The 14,636-nt window shown below is 68.1% G+C and carries 13 protein-coding genes; 7 read left to right on the top strand and 6 right to left on the bottom strand.

What is annotated here, in order from left to right; genetic code table 11:
• A partial coding sequence (locus tag A5701_RS24135; RefSeq protein WP_067760280.1) for a septum formation family protein occupies positions 1-1,325 on the bottom strand: 1,325 nt, incomplete at its 3' end.
• Positions 1,326-1,447: 122 nt separating this feature from the next.
• Between A5701_RS24135 and serS the strand changes: the two genes are divergently transcribed.
• Complete coding sequence (serS, locus tag A5701_RS24130) at positions 1,448-2,707, top strand: serine--tRNA ligase (RefSeq protein WP_067760278.1); 1,260 nt, start codon at positions 1,448-1,450, stop codon at positions 2,705-2,707.
• Positions 2,708-2,732: 25 nt separating this feature from the next.
• Here serS and A5701_RS24125 read toward each other — a convergent pair whose 3' ends face one another.
• Complete coding sequence (locus tag A5701_RS24125) at positions 2,733-3,482, bottom strand: helix-turn-helix domain-containing protein (RefSeq protein WP_067760276.1); 750 nt, start codon at positions 3,480-3,482, stop codon at positions 2,733-2,735.
• A gap of 55 nt (positions 3,483-3,537) precedes the next feature.
• On the opposite strand from A5701_RS24125, the gene A5701_RS24120 reads away from it, so the two are divergent.
• The gene (locus A5701_RS24120) at positions 3,538-4,107 is read left to right on the top strand and encodes a class I SAM-dependent methyltransferase (RefSeq protein WP_067760288.1); all 570 of its coding nucleotides are present in this window, start codon (positions 3,538-3,540) and stop codon (positions 4,105-4,107) included.
• Positions 4,108-4,132: 25 nt separating this feature from the next.
• Here A5701_RS24120 and A5701_RS24115 read toward each other — a convergent pair whose 3' ends face one another.
• A complete protein-coding gene (locus A5701_RS24115) occupies positions 4,133-4,714 on the bottom strand; it encodes a carboxymuconolactone decarboxylase family protein (RefSeq protein ID WP_067760274.1) in 582 nt (193 codons plus the stop codon).
• Positions 4,715-4,754: 40 nt separating this feature from the next.
• On the opposite strand from A5701_RS24115, the gene A5701_RS24110 reads away from it, so the two are divergent.
• Entirely contained in the window at positions 4,755-5,075 is a 321-nt protein-coding gene (locus A5701_RS24110; protein WP_231972874.1) for a helix-turn-helix domain-containing protein, read from the top strand.
• Here A5701_RS24110 and A5701_RS24105 read toward each other — a convergent pair.
• The gene (locus tag A5701_RS24105; protein ID WP_067760270.1) at positions 5,072-5,557 is read right to left on the bottom strand and encodes a DUF2834 domain-containing protein; all 486 of its coding nucleotides are present in this window, start codon (positions 5,555-5,557) and stop codon (positions 5,072-5,074) included. The genes A5701_RS24110 and A5701_RS24105 overlap by 4 nt on opposite strands.
• Before the next feature lie 71 nt (positions 5,558-5,628).
• On the opposite strand from A5701_RS24105, the gene A5701_RS24100 reads away from it, so the two are divergent.
• From A5701_RS24100 to A5701_RS24085, 4 genes are all read left to right on the top strand, one after another.
• The gene (locus tag A5701_RS24100) at positions 5,629-6,252 is read left to right on the top strand and encodes a TetR/AcrR family transcriptional regulator (RefSeq protein ID WP_067760268.1); all 624 of its coding nucleotides are present in this window, start codon (positions 5,629-5,631) and stop codon (positions 6,250-6,252) included.
• A 49-nt stretch (positions 6,253-6,301) separates the two neighbouring features.
• A complete protein-coding gene (locus tag A5701_RS24095) occupies positions 6,302-7,864 on the top strand; it encodes an NAD(P)/FAD-dependent oxidoreductase (protein WP_067760267.1) in 1,563 nt (520 codons plus the stop codon).
• Between the two features lie 164 nt (positions 7,865-8,028).
• Entirely contained in the window at positions 8,029-9,471 is a 1,443-nt protein-coding gene (locus tag A5701_RS24090; protein WP_067760265.1) for a condensation domain-containing protein, read from the top strand.
• Positions 9,472-9,495: 24 nt separating this feature from the next.
• The gene (locus tag A5701_RS24085; RefSeq protein WP_082969826.1) at positions 9,496-12,696 is read left to right on the top strand and encodes an RND family transporter; all 3,201 of its coding nucleotides are present in this window, start codon (positions 9,496-9,498) and stop codon (positions 12,694-12,696) included.
• 3 nt (positions 12,697-12,699) lie between these two features.
• Here the strand turns inward: A5701_RS24085 and A5701_RS24080 are convergent, their stop codons facing one another.
• Together A5701_RS24080 and A5701_RS24075 are read right to left on the bottom strand one after the other, a co-directional pair.
• A complete protein-coding gene (locus A5701_RS24080; RefSeq protein WP_067760263.1) occupies positions 12,700-13,785 on the bottom strand; it encodes a PE-PPE domain-containing protein in 1,086 nt (361 codons plus the stop codon).
• A 42-nt stretch (positions 13,786-13,827) separates the two neighbouring features.
• Positions 13,828-14,553: a GAP family protein gene (locus A5701_RS24075; RefSeq protein WP_067760261.1), complete on the bottom strand. Its 726-nt coding sequence runs from the start codon at positions 14,551-14,553 to the stop codon at positions 13,828-13,830.
• Positions 14,554-14,636 lie beyond the last annotated feature (83 nt).

Below are 14,636 nucleotides of genomic sequence, written 5' to 3'. Positions count from 1 at the left end.
ATCTCGTTCGCCGGGACGGGTGGGTACTCGGACTGGGCCTGCGGCGGCGGGGCCTGCGGCGGCGCTCCGGCGTCCGCGGGTGGTGGCGCCTGGGGGGCCGGCGAGTTGGTCTCGGGCGCCTGGGGCGTCACCACCGGCTGCTGGCCCGGAAGGTGCTGATTGTTCGGCGGGATCTCCGGGGTGGGGCTGGCCTGGCTTTGCGGGGCCTGAGCCGGTACCTGGAGCGGTATCGGCGGGAGGGTGAGCCGCTCTTCGGGAATGTCGGGGGGCGGGACCGGCGCCTGCCCGTTGATCAGCAGCTGCCCCTTGGCGCTGTTGACCAGGGTGGCCCAGCCGCCGTTGCCCAACGTCGCGCCGATGCTGCAGGCGACCTCCCGGCTGCCGGCCGTCCAGCTGGCCAGCGGCACGGTGGGGTAGATCAGCGTCAGGGTGGTGGTGCGCAACTTGACCGGCGCCAGATAGGCGTCCGTCATCTTGGTGCACAGGTCCTTGATGTACCCGTCCTGGTCGGCCTCGGCCGGCAGCGCGCCGGGGAACTTCTCGGCCAGGTTGACCGTGCCGGTCACCTCCATCGCGTGCGGTGCCGCACACTCGACCGGAGCGTCGATCGGCTGATTGGTGGTCGGGTCGATGCCCAGGCAGGTGCCCGCCGGCCAGACCTTGGACTGGTCGACTTCGGCCACCTTGCCCTTGTAGGCCTGCTGCTGATTGTTGGGGCCGGGCAGTTGCAGGCCGCACAGCATGCGGCGCTCGCCGGACTGGCGCCAGGCCCGGTCACCGGGCCACAGCAGGCTGACGATGAACTTGCTGTTGGGATCGAACTTGGGGCCCAGGTAGTTCCGGGCGGCGGACTCGCACTGCTCCTGGGTGATCTGCTGGATCCGGGCGGGCGACGGCGGAGCGGCGTTGGGCCCGTATTCGGAACCGGGGAACGTCCGCATGTCGACGGACTCGGCGACTTCGAACTTGTGGTCGTCGGCGCAGCTGACGATCTTCGCCGACTCCGGGGTGGTGTCCGGCCACATCAGGCAATCACCGCTCGCGGCCTTGTTGAAGGCGGCGTCGCTCTTGTTCCCGGTGGTGGGCACCGGGTTGCCGTCGAGATAGCCGGACAATCGGCCGGGACCGGTGCCGCCGACCGGCAGCGCGGTGACAACCCCGGCGATCAGCAGGCCGCCCAGCGCGGTCAAGAGCAGGGCGCGCCGGGTGGCCTGGGCCTGCAGGCTGCGAGGCCACCGGAAGCCCGCCGGGAACCGTTGCGGCCTGGCGGCAGGGGCGTCGGCCTCCGGGGCTTCCGGGAGGTCCGTCTCGGGCGCTTGCGACATCGGCTCCCATTCTGACAGCAGCGCCTGTGCGGTGTGACAATCGTTACTGATGTGAGTCCTGGGGTGATCATAGGTGGGATGCTCTGCCAGCCGACCGGAGCCGAAAAAGTAGTCTCAGGGCCGTGATCGACCTCAAATTGCTCCGGGAAGACCCTGACGCCGTGCGCCGCTCCCAACTCGACCGCGGCGAGGACCCGGCGCTGGTCGACGCCCTGCTGGCGGCCGACGCCGTCCGCCGGACCGCGATCTCGTCGGCCGATGCGCTGCGGGCGGAACAGAAGTCTGCCAGCAAGAGCGTGGGCGCGGCGTCCCCCGAGGAGCGGCCGGCCAGGTTGGCGCGCGCCAAGGAATTGGCCGAGCAGGTCAAGGCCGCCGAGACCGAGCAGGCCGAGGCCGAGGCGGCGTTCACCGCGGCGCACATGGCGATCTCCAACGTCGTGATCGAGGGGGTGCCCGCCGGCGGGGAAGACGACTACCGGGTCCTGGACCTGGTCGGCGAACCGGCTGCGCTCGAGAACCCGAAGGACCACCTGGAGCTTGGCGAGTCGCTGGGCCTCATCGACATGCAGCGCGGCGCGAAGGTGTCCGGCTCGCGCTTCTACTTTCTGACCGGGCGCGGCGCGCTGCTGCAGCTCGGGCTGCTGCAGCTGGCCCTGGGCCTGGCCGTCGAGAACGGCTTCATCCCGATGATCCCGCCGGTGCTGGTGCGCCCCGAGGTGATGGCCGGAACCGGATTCCTCGGCGCGCACGCCGACGAGATCTATCGGGTCGAAGCCGACGATCTCTATTTGGTCGGCACCTCCGAGGTGCCGCTGGCCGGCTATCACGCCGACGAGATCCTGGACCTGTCCGGTGGGCCCCTGCGGTACGCGGGCTGGTCGTCGTGTTTCCGCCGTGAGGCCGGCAGCTATGGCAAGGACACCCGCGGCATCATCCGGGTGCACCAGTTCGACAAGGTCGAGGGGTTCGTCTACTGCATGCCGGGCGACGCGGAGGCCGAACACCAGCGGCTGCTGGGCTGGCAGCGCGAGATGCTGGCCCGCATCGAGGTGCCGTATCGCGTAATCGACGTCGCCGCGGGTGATCTCGGGTCGTCGGCCGCTCGCAAATTCGACTGCGAGGCATGGGTTCCCACGCAGGGCGCCTACCGGGAACTGACGTCGACGTCGAACTGCACCACGTTTCAGGCGCGCCGCCTTTCCACGCGCTATCGCGACGACAACGGCAAGCCGCAGACCGCCGCCACGCTCAACGGCACGCTGGGCACCACCCGGTGGCTGGTGGCGATCCTGGAGAACCACCAGCGGCCCGACGGCAGCGTGCGGGTGCCCGACGCGCTGGTGCCTTTCGTCGGCGCCGAGCTGCTCGAGCCCACCGGTTAACGGGTGCTGAGGGTCGCACCATTTGCTAGGGCGCCTTCGCGATCGCCCGGCCCGGCGTGTGTCCGAAGGCCCGCCGGTAGGTGTCGATGAAGGCACTCGCTGTGGCCCAACCACATTCGGATGCCACCGATGTGACGTCACGGCGCTCGGCGAGCAACACCAGGGCGCGCTGCAGGCGGAGCTGGGTGCGCCATTGCGGGAAGGTCATCGAAAGCTCGTCGCGGAACAGGCGGCTCAGGGTGCGTTGGCTGATTCCGATCCGCCGGGCGAGCTGTTGCAACGTCAACGGCGCGGATAGGTTGGCGGCGATCAACGCGCACGCCTCGCGGAGCCGGGCGTCGACCGGTGTCGGAATCCACAGTGGCTCACCGGGACCGGCCGCCTGCACCTGGTCATGCAGCACCCCCAACATTCGATGGTGCTCGTCGGTGTCGGTTCCGGCGGCCCGTGAACACGCGATGATGAGTTCGCGCATCAAGGGGTTGACCGCCAGCACCGCCGGCCCCGCGGGACCACGACGGTAGCGGCGTGGGTCCAGCGCCACACCGTGAAATTGCGTGTGGCCGTGGAACGTATGTTCATGCCAGCAGCCCGCCGGTATCCAGATCGCCCGATTCGCCGGCGTGATCCAGGTGCCCGCCGGGGTGGTGACCGAGACCGCGCCCGAGGACGGGTAGACGATCTGGTGCAGGGGGTGTCGGTGCCGCTCGATGCGGGTCCCCGGCGCCAGCGCCTGCGACGAGGTCGCGGGCCCGTGGTGGCCGATTTCCGACATAACACGGCAGAATATCGGAAGCACGCAGTGTGTGCGGCCGCCTAGCGTGGCCGTCATGGCGATGAATCTCTTGCACCGGCGGCGGTGCAGCTCGGTGGGCTGGGAGAAGGCGGTGGCCGATCAGCTGCTGCCGTGGGCGTTGGACGGCGTCGAATTGGGCTCTCGCACTTTGGAAATCGGCCCGGGATACGGCGCGACGACGCTCGCCCTGCTGGATAGGGCGAATTCGCTCACCGCCATCGAGGTCGATGCCGCAATGGCCGAGCGTTTGCAGCGCCGCTACGGCGACCGAGCCCGCATCATCCACGGCGACGGCACCGCCACCGGGCTTCCCGCCGACCACTTCAGCTCGGTGGTGTGCTTCACGATGCTGCACCACGTTCCCGGCATCGAATTGCAGGACCGGCTTTTCGCCGAAGCCTTCCGGGTGCTGCAGCCGGGCGGGACCTTCGCCGGTAGCGACGGCGTCCCGTCCCTGACCTTCCGGCTGCTCCACGTCGCCGACACCTATAACCCGATCGCGCCGAAGGATCTTGGTGCGCGGCTGCTCAAGGCGGGCTTCGCGGACGTGCAGGTCGACCCGTCGGGGCCGCGGCAACGGTGGCGCGCCAGCAAACCGACCTGAGCGCGGACTGCCACTCGTGGACTGATCAGTCACCGATGCCGGCGAAGGTGGGGCTGCCCGGCTCGAGCGGCACCCGGGCGGCACGCGCGGTGAAGCTGATCGCGTGGTACCACCCGCACAGCATCGTGAGGTCGAGAATCTCGCACTCGTCGAACTCGCCGCGCAGCGCCGTCCACAGGGCGTCGTCGATGTCGCGACGGTCGCAGAGCGAGTCCACGGCCCGCACGAGAAGGCGATCTCGTTCGGCCGTCCAGCACGAATCGTCGGCACCGCCCTGGGTCAAGGAGCGGACCTGCTCGCGATCGAGGCGCGCCTTCTCTGCGAAAAACGCGACGTGCACGCCCCATTCGTACTCACAGCCGCAGCGAGCGCAGGTGCGGTCGATCACGATCTCACGATCACGAAGGGACAGCGACAACGCGCGGCTGAGTTCGTAACCGCCCCAGAGCGTCATGGCCTCTGCCATGGGCATGTTGTGCACCAGGGTGCGAAACAGGGCGATCGGCGGCACGTTCGGCGGCATCATCTTCTGAAGTTGTGCCGCCACTGCGTCCTCGTACGGCGGGTCGAGGACACCGATGCGAGGCGTTACTATTTCCGTAACCATGGACAAGAAAGCTACGTTACGGAATCCGAAACGTCAATCGGTGGCTCGGCCGGGGCGGCCGGTGCGGGGGTCGACAACCGGGCGCCCGCTGATGGCGGCCCTGGATCTCCTGGGGCGGCGCTGGTCGTTGCGGATCCTGTGGGAGCTTCGCGACGGTCCGCTGGGAGCGCGGGCTTTGCGGGAGCGCTGCGACGGCATGTCCCCCAGCGTTTTGTATGACCGGCTCGGCGAACTGACGGACGCGGGCCTGGTGGTCCAGCGCGCCGACCAGTGTTACGAGCTCGGCGAGGCCGGCCTGTCGCTGGGCGAGGCCCTCGATCCGCTGGACCGGTGGGCCCGCCGCTGGGCGGAGGGGACCTAGGCGTCCACCGTCTCGCGGGCCTGCTCGTGCCGGCGCTGCCGCTCCAAGGTGGCGAAGTAGAAGGCGAACGCGAACGCAAAGCTGGTGAACAGGCTGGAGACGAAGTACAGCCAAGGGTGCTTGAACCCACGGCGATAGCCGTCCACGATCGTAAACAGCGGCAGCAGAACCACATTCGCGATCGTGTAGTCCTGGCTGGCGGAGGACGCGGCCGGGTTGGTGAACATCAGCCTGATGTACTCGGCCCAGCTGCCGTGCTCGCCCCACAGCGGGTTGGTGGACCCGTGCGAATACTGCGAGACGTAGGTGATGTTGAAGTACCAGCCCAGCGCGACCGACGCGATCCCGACCAGGTAGTAGACGCACTCCAGCGGGGAGAACAACGGACCCCCGGCCGGCCGGGCGAAGACCTTCGAGTTCGCGGCGACGATCCAGCCGATGACAGTGAGCCCGAGAACTGCATGCACAAGAAGCGAGACCATGGCCGCAGTCTCACCCGGCACCCAAAGTTTTGTCAATACTGACAAAAGGCGGTTTGGGGTAACTTACTTGCATGGTCAGGCCGGCACAGACGGCGCGCAGCGAACGCACTCGTGAGGCGTTGCGCCAGGCCGCCATGGTGCGCTTCCTGGCGCAGGGGGTCGAGGACACGTCGGCCGAACAGATCGCGGCCGACGCCGGAGTCTCCCTGCGCACCTTCTATCGGCACTTCAGCTCCAAGCACGATCTGCTGTTTGCCGACTACACCGGGCTGAACTGGTTTCGCGCGGCGCTGGACGCCAGACCCGCTGACGAACCGCTCATCGATTCCGTTCAGTCGGCTATCTTCGCGTTTCCCTATGACGTTGAGGCCGTGGCGAAGATCGCCGCGATGCGAGGCGGGGAGCTCGACCAGGACCGCATCCATCGCCACATTCGCGACGTCCAGGCCGACCTCGCCGACGCCATCGAGGCGCAACTGGATCGGCGTAGCTGCACGGCCCCGCGCAAGCCCGATGCGCGGCTGCGCATCACCGTGACGGCCCGCTGCATCGCCGCCGCGGTGTTCGGTGCGATGGAGGCCTGGATGGTTGGCGAGGAGCGGTCGCTCGGAGAGCTGGCGCGGATGTCGCACGTCGCGCTGGAATCGCTGAGGGAGGGTATCTCCGGTACCTGGGTCACCACAGTTTCGTCATAATTGACAAAACTTTGACCGCATGCCAGCCTGCTGTGCGGGAGGTCAGGACATGTCTGATTACGACGCGATAGTTATCGGTGCCGGGCACAACGGCCTGGCGGCCGCAGTGCTGCTGCAGAAGGCGGGATTGCGCACGGTGTGCCTGGATTCCAAGCTGTACGCCGGTGGCATGGCGTCCACGGTGGAGCTCTTCGACGGGTACCGCTTCGAGATCGCCGGCTCGGTCCAGTTCCCCACCTCGACGGTGGTCGTCGAGGAGCTCGGCCTGGACACCCTGCCGACGATCGACCTCGACGTGATGTCGGTGGCGGTGCGCGGCGTCGGGGACGACCCGCTGATCCAGTACAGCGACCCGATCAAGTTGTTCACCCACCTCAACGAGGTGCACGGGGCGGACGCCGTCAACGGGATGGCGGGGCTGATGGCCTGGGCACAGGCCCCCACGCGGGCGCTCGGCAGGTTCGAGGCGGGAACCGAGCCCAAGACCTTCGACGAGATGTATGCCTGCGCCACAAACGAATTCGAGCGCTCCGCCATCGACGACATGCTCTTCGGTTCGGTCACCGACGTGCTGGACCGTTACCTTCCCGACCGCGAAAAGCACGGCGCGCTGCGCGGATCGATGACCGTGCTGGCCGTCAACACCCTGTATCGCGGGCCGGCCACCCCGGGCAGCGCGGCCGCGCTCGCCTTCGGCTTGGGTGTCCCGGACGGCGACACCATGCAGATGAAGAAACTGCGCGGCGGTATCGGGGCGCTCACCTCGCACCTGGGCGAGCTGCTGGAAAGCCACGGCGGGGAAGTCCGGCTGCGCTCCAAGGTGACCGAGATCCTGGTCGCCGACGGGCGGGTGCGCGGGGTGCGCACCGAGGCCGGCGAGGAGTTGACCGCCCCGATCGTCGTCTCCGGCATCGCGCCCGACGTCACCGTCAACGACCTGATCGACCCGGCCCTGCTGCCCGCCGACATTCGGGAGCGATTTGCCCGGACCGACCATCGGGGCAGCTACCTGCAGATGCACTTCGCGCTGGAGGAGGCGCCGGAGTTCGCCGCGCCCTACGAGGCGCTCAACGACCCGGCGATGCAGGCATCCATCGGCCTGTTCTGCACGCCGGAGGAGGTTCAGCAGCAGTGGGAGGACTGCCGCCGCGGAATCGTGCCGGCCGACCCCACCGTGGTGTTGCAGATTCCGACGCAGAACGACCCGGACCTGGCCCCCGAGGGCAAGCACGCCGCCTCGGCGTTCGCGCTGTGGTTCCCGATCGAGGGTGGCGCCGACTATGGCGACGCGAAGGTCGAGATGGGCCAGCGCGTGATCGACAAGATCACCCGATTGGCGCCGAACTTCGAGCGCAGCATCATCCGGCACACCACCTTCACCCCCAAGCACATGGGCGTGATGTTCGGCGCCCCGGGAGGCGATTACTGCCATGGACTGCTGAGCTCGGATCAGATCGGGCCGAACCGCCCCGGCCCCAAGGGCTTTCGCGGTCAGCCGATCCCCATCGAAGGGCTGTACCTGGGCAGCGCCGGCTGCCACGGGGGGCCGGGCATCACCTTCACGCCCGGCTACAACGCGGCGCGCCGGGCGCTCGAAGAGCGCACGGCCTGACCTTCGGGACGCCGGCCGGGCGGCACGTCGTTCCGAGCGGCGCACGGCGGCGGGGGCTACGCTACCGGGGAACCTCGGCACCACCGGTGTTTGGCGGATCCCCCGGGTGAGCAGTCACTGCCTTCTCCACGCACCGCCGTCGGTGCTACGTACGGGAGGCAGCGGTGCGGATCGGGCCATTGGAAGTCTCAACGGTCAAGGAATGGGCGCCCGCGCCCGGCGCATTGTTCGCGTGGCACCCGTCACCGTCTGCCCGCACCAAGGCCCTCGCGGCGCCGGTCAGCCCGGTGCCCCCCAGCTACGTCCAGGCCCGGCACCTTCGCAGCCTGCGCGAACAGGCCGCCCGCGGCCTGGATCACTCCCGGTTGCTGATCGCTTCGGTCGAGGTGTCGGGCCGCTGCGACCTGCGCGCCATGACCTACGTCATCAATGCGCACCTGCGCCGCCACGACACCTACCGCAGCTGGTTCGAGTACTTCGACGCCGACCACATCGTTCGGCACACCATCGCCGACCCGGTCGACATCGAGCTGATGCTCACCGAACACGGCGACCTGACCAGCGCCGAGCTGCAGGACCATGTCGTGGCCACCCCCGACTCGCTGCAGTGGGATTGCTTCGGCTTCGGGGTGATTCAGCGCCCCGACCGCTTCACCTTCTACGCCAGCATCGACCACCTGCACGCCGACGGCCAATTCGTCGGAATGGGACTCATGGAATTCCAGACGATGTACGCGGAGCTCACCGGGGGCAACCCGCCGGTCGAACTTCCGCCGGCCGGCAGCTACGCCGACCACTGCGTCCGGCAGCGTGAGTACACCTCGGCGCTGACCGCCGGCTCCGCGGAGGTGCGCGCCTGGGTCGACTTCGCCGAACGCAACGACGGGACGTTCCCGGCGTTCCCGCTCCCCCTCGGCGATCAATCCGTGCCCTATGAAGGCGACTTAGGGGGCCTGACACTGCTGGATGAGGGACAAACCCATCGATTCGAGACCGCCTGCGTCGGTGCGGGCGCCCGTTTCGTCGGGGGGATGTTCGCGTGCCTCGCCCTGGCGAGTCACGAATTGACCAGCGCCGAAACCTATTTCGGCATCACCCCGAAGGACACGCGCAGCACGCAGGACGACTTCACGACGCAGGGCTGGTTCACCGGCCAGATCCCGATCGCCGTGCCCGTCGCCGGGCTGTCCTTCAACGACATCGCCCGAAGCGCGCAGGAGTCCTTCGACGCGGGGGCGGACCTCGCGCGGGTGCCCTTCGAGCGCGTCGTCGAATTGGTGCCGTCACTGCGCAGGCCGCCGCCGCTGTTCAACCTGGTGAATTTCTTTGACGCGCAAGCCAATCCGCTGTCGATGATGACAAAATTGTTCGAGGGACTGACCGTGGGTGCACACAGCGACGGCAGGGTCACCTACCCGTTGAGCACCATGGTGGGGCGGTTCGACGAGACCGCGGCCAGCGTGTTGTTCCCCGACCACCCGGTGGCCCGAAATTCCGTGACCCGATACCTCGATGCCCTAAAATCCGTGTGCGTCCGCATCGCCGACGGCGGGGCGGCCGAGCGTGCACGTAACGCTGCCCACCGGTATCGGCAGGCCGCGTACTAACGCCGGAAAGAATGCGGTTCTCGAATGTCACTAGCGAAGGCCGGCCGGGACGACTCCCCGGGCATCTTCCCCCGGCTCGGACGCCTGATAGTGCGCCGGCCGTGGCTGGTGATCGGCGTCTGGATCGCGATCGCGGGCGTCCTATCGCTGACCGCGCCGTCGCTGGAACAGATCTCTCAGCAACACCCAGTGGCCATCCTGCCCTCGGACGCCCCGGTGTTGGCCGCAACCCGAAACATGAACGCCGCGTTCGGGGAAGCCGGGTTGCAGAGCATCGCGGTGGTGGTGCTCAGCGACGGTAAGGGGCTGACCCCCGCCGACGAAGGCACCTACCGGAACCTCGTCGAGGCCCTCCGCCGGGACAGCCGAGACGTCGCGATGGTGCAGGATTTTCTGACCACCCCGCCGCTGCGTGAGCTGATGACCAGTAAGGACCACCAGGCGTGGATGCTGCCCGTCGGCCTGCCCGGCGACCTCGGCTCGCCGCAATCCAAACAGGCGTACGCGCGGGTGGCCGACACCGTGAAGCAGACCGTGGCCGGATCCACGCTGAGGGCCAACCTGACCGGGCCCGCGTCGACGGTCGCCGACCTGAACCTCACCGGCCAGCGCGACCGCGCGCGAATCGAATTAGCGATCGTCGTGCTGTTGTTCGTCATTCTGCTGGTGATCTACCGGAACCCGGTCACGATGGTGCTGCCGCTGTTGACGATCGGGACGTCCGCGGTGGTGGCCCAGCGGCTGGTGGCCGTCGTCGGATCGGCGGGCCTGGGCATCGCCAACCAGACCGTCATCTTCATGAGCGGGATGATGGTCGGCGCCGGAACCGATTACGCGGTGTTCCTGATCAGCCGATATCACGACTACGTGCGTCAGGGCGTGGCTTCGGATGAGGCGGTGGTCAAGGCGCTGGCGTCCATCGGCAAAGTGATCGCGGCGTCGGCCGCCACCGTCGCGATCACCTTCCTCGGGATGGTCTTCACCCGGTTGGGAATCTTGCGGACGGTCGGGCCGGTGCTCGGCATCTCGGTGGCCGTCGTGTTCTTTGCGGCGATCACCCTGCTGCCGGCACTGCTGGTGCTCGCCGGGCGCCGCGGCTGGATCGCGCCGCGCAGCGACCTCAGCCGGCGCTTCTGGCGGCGTTCGGGCGTCAACATCGTGCGCCGGCCCAAGGCCCACCTGCTGGCCAGCGCGCTGGTGCTGGTGATCCTGGCCGGGTGCGCGGGTCTGGCCCGCTACAACTACGACGACCGCAAGGCCCTGCCCGGCACCGTCGAAAGCTCGATCGGATACGCCGCGCTGGACAAGCACTTCTCGACCAACCTGATCATCCCCGAGTACCTGTTCATCTCCTCGCCGCAGGATCTGAGGACGGCGAGGGCCCTCGCCGACCTCGAACAGATGGCACAGCGAGTCAGCCAGGTGCCGGGCGTCGCGATGGTCCGGGGCATCACCCGGCCCACCGGGCAGTCCCTGGAGCAGGCCAAGACCTCATGGCAGGCCGGTGAAGTCGGCGACAAACTGGACGCGGGCTCCAAGCAAATCGTCGACCACACCGGTGATCTCGACCGGTTGGCGGGCGGCGCCAACACGATGGCGGGCAAGCTCGGCGACGTGCGCACCCAGGTGAATCAGGCGGTGTCCGCCGTCGGGGGCCTGGTCGACGCGCTGGCGACGCTGCAGAACGTCTTCGGCGGGAACCGGGCGCTGGCCGAACTCGAGGGCGCCGAACGGCTCGTCAACGGGATGCGTTCGCTCGGCGACGCCATCGGCGCCAACGCCAATTTCGTTGCGAACAACTCCGATTGGGCCAACCCAGTGCTGGGTGCACTGGACAACAGCCCGATGTGCAGCGCCGAGCCCGCCTGCGTGAACGCGCGCGAGGAACTGCAGCGGTTGGTGACCGCGCGCGACGACGGGACGCTGGGCAAGATATCGGAGTTGGCGCGCCAACTGCGGGCGACCGAGGCCGTACACACCCTCGCGGCAACGGTTTCCGGGTTGCGCCGGGCGCTGTCCACCGTCATCGGTGCGATGGGCTCCCTGGGGATGGGCAGCCCGGGCGGCATGCGGGCGAAGATCACCTTCCTGCAGCAGGGGACCAACACGCTGGCGGACGGCAGCAGGCAATTGGCCGACGGAGTGCAGCAACTGGTCGATCAGGTCAAGAAGATGGGTTTCGGGCTGGGGGAGGCGTCCGCGTTCCTGCTGTCGATGAAGAAGGAAGCGACGACGCCGGCGATGGCGGGCTTCTACATTCCCGCACAAGCCTTGTCGTACGCCACCGGTGAGGGCGGGAAGCCGGCCGAGTTGCCGGGCGGGGTGCAGGACCTGATGGGCGGAATGACGGCCGATCAGTTGAAACGACTTGCCGGCGCGTTCGTTTCACCCGACGGACACGCGATGCGGTACCTGATCCAGACCGATCTCGATCCGTTCAGCACCGCGGCGATGGATCAGGTCAACGCGATCGGGGCGGCTGCGCAGGGCGCCCAGCCGAACACCACGCTGGCCGACGCCAAGGTCTCGGTGGTGGGGCTGCCGGTGGTGCTCAAGGAGACGCGCGACTACTCCGATCACGATCTGCGGTTCATCATCGCGATGACGATCTGCGTGGTGCTGCTCATTCTCATTGCATTGCTGCGGGCGGTCATTGCGCCGTTGTACCTGATCGGCACGGTGATCGTGTCGTACATGTCGGCCCTCGGCATCGGCGTCATCGTGTTCCAGTTCCTACTCGGCGCGCAAATGCATTGGAGCGTCCCGGGATTGACCTTCGTCATCTTGGTCGCGGTGGGCGCCGACTACAACATGCTGCTCATTTCCCGGCTACGGGACGAGTCGGCGTCGGGAATCCGAACCGGTGTCGTCCGAACCGTCTCCTCGACGGGCGGGGTGATCACCGCGGCGGGCCTGATCATGGCAGCGTCGATGTACGGCCTGGTATTCGCCAGCCTGTCGACGGTGATTCAGGCCGGCTTCGTCCTGGGGACGGGCCTGCTGCTGGATACGTTCCTGCTGCGGACGGTGACGGTGCCCGCAATCGCCGTGCTGGTCGGGCGGGCGAACTGGTGGTGGCCGTCGGGCTGGGCGTCCTTGAGCCGGCCGCCAGGGCGCCGTCGCCCGGTCGGACGTAAGCCGCTGCTGCCCGAAGAAGAGAAGTCACCGGCGCCGATAGCCGAACAGCTGATTGGCTTTTCGCCCCGCGACGGGCTGCGGCTCTAGCGGTTACTTCTTGGCTTTGACGACCGCGCGGACGACCTTGCGCACCACGCCGCCTTTGCCGAGCCCGGGACCCGGGGTGAGGATCCGGGCCAGGTTGGCGACGGCCAGGGAGTTGGTGGCCAGGTTGATCCCGGCGCGGGCGCCGCGGATGGGCCAGGAGACCGCAGAGAAAATCGTCGGGATGTGGGTGATGCCGTTGATGATCTGGACCGGGTTGTGCGCCGGGCCCGGGTCGTAGGCGCGGTCCACCATCGGGCGCAGCACCGCGTCGATCGGCCCCACCGCCTCGGGGGGCATCCCCGCCCCGTCGACCAGCGCCCGGGCCAGCGGCAGCTCGGAGTTCCGGATGAAATAGGTCGTCGACGTGCCGCCCAGGTCGTTGGTGGTCCTCCTGATGTCCCACGGTGCGACCCGGGACGGGTCCGAGAATGCGGTGGCGCTGTGACCGTAATACCCGCCCGCCGCAATCGCGTTCAGGTCGGCCAGCAGGTTTCCGGGATGGTTGGGCGGGTCGGAAAAGGGGTCGTACTGCCCCACGATGTTGACCGTGTCGTATTGGCTCTCCACTGGAGCGGGGACGGTGTAGTCGATGATCGGCACGTGCGTCCCGGGCCCGAACACCTTGTAGAGCAGGTTGTCGGGGTTACCGGCCTTGATGAAGGTGAGCTGACCGGGCGGCGGCGCCGCCGGGTCGTGTGCCAGGCGCGCCTGCTCGCGGTCCAGCGCCAGCGAACCCTGGGACAGTCCGGCCACCGAGATGGGACCGTCGGTGTTGCGGATCGCGGCATCGAGATTGTTCGCCCCGGTGGTCACGGAGCTGTTGACGGTCGGCGAACTCAGCCCGGTGACCGGCCAGAAGCTGCCCGGGTAGGGCACCACGCGGCGCACGGCCGCCGGACTGTAATAGCGCGCGTCGATCTGCGGCTGCATCGCGGGATCGAAGTGATACAGCGACCGCAGCGGCCCGTAGGGGGACGGGGCCGTGCCGGGCACTATCAAAGCGGTGTCGGCGGCGGCGCCACCGGAATCGAAAACGATTGCGCACGCCAATGTTCCAACGGTGATGGCCGAGGTGAGCAATTTGTTCACGAACTCTCCTCACGGCCTACCGAAAGGGCTACAGCAGGGATGCTACCGCGCACTGATGCTGGTCAGCCCGAGGACGAGCATGAAACAACCCGCGAAGGCCAGCAATACCGCGATGTCGCGGTGACCGCGTGACAGCAACCAGTTCCGCAGCCCGGCCATGACGGCACGCGTCTTGCGCGGCGCCGTGAGATACCCGATCAGTGGGAGCTCCGCCACGGTGAAGGCCACCAGGTTGAAGGCCACCAGCGCCTGAACCTGCGCGAGGGGCGCGGCGTGCGAGGCGAGGATGGCGGCCATCGAGCCCAGGTAGTTCGCCGAAGGCAAAGCGGCGCCCATACCGCTAACCGCTGCGACACAGAGCGAGTCGCCCCGCAAGAAGACGCGTGCGCGGTCAGCCAGTTGCCGGCGGCCGCTCGGTGCCGGCCGCTCCAGCAGCGCAACGCCGCCAGTTCCGACCCTGACGGGCGCCAAGGCGGGGCGGGCGCGGCTGCGCGCCGAATCGCGCGTGGCCACCACAACGGCGATCAGCAAAGCCACGAGCCCGGAAGCGATTTGCACTTGCGCCACACTGACGTGGCCGACCACCGGCGCGGTCCGTAGCAGGAATAGCACCGTCAGCCCCACGCCCACGCCCATCGCGAAGCCACCACACAGAAACGCGAGCAACTGCCTGAGCGGGCTCCGCCGGCTGAGCAGCAGGATCACCAGACCGAGCCGGATCGGTTCGAAAATCACCGAGCCGGCCAATACCAGCACGGTGATCCACATGCTGGGCAACGTACCGCACGCGGCCAGGTCCAGCGCCCAAACTCGCCCGCACAAGCCGGTCTCGGCTGATCATGCCAGGGGGT

Origin of the sequence: Mycobacterium sp. E3305, from assembly GCF_001666785.1 — a bacterium.
In the GTDB taxonomy this organism is placed as follows: Bacteria; Actinomycetota; Actinomycetes; order Mycobacteriales; family Mycobacteriaceae; genus Mycobacterium.
Note: the sequence above shows the minus strand (reverse complement) of the source record. Positions and strands in the feature narration are given on the sequence as shown.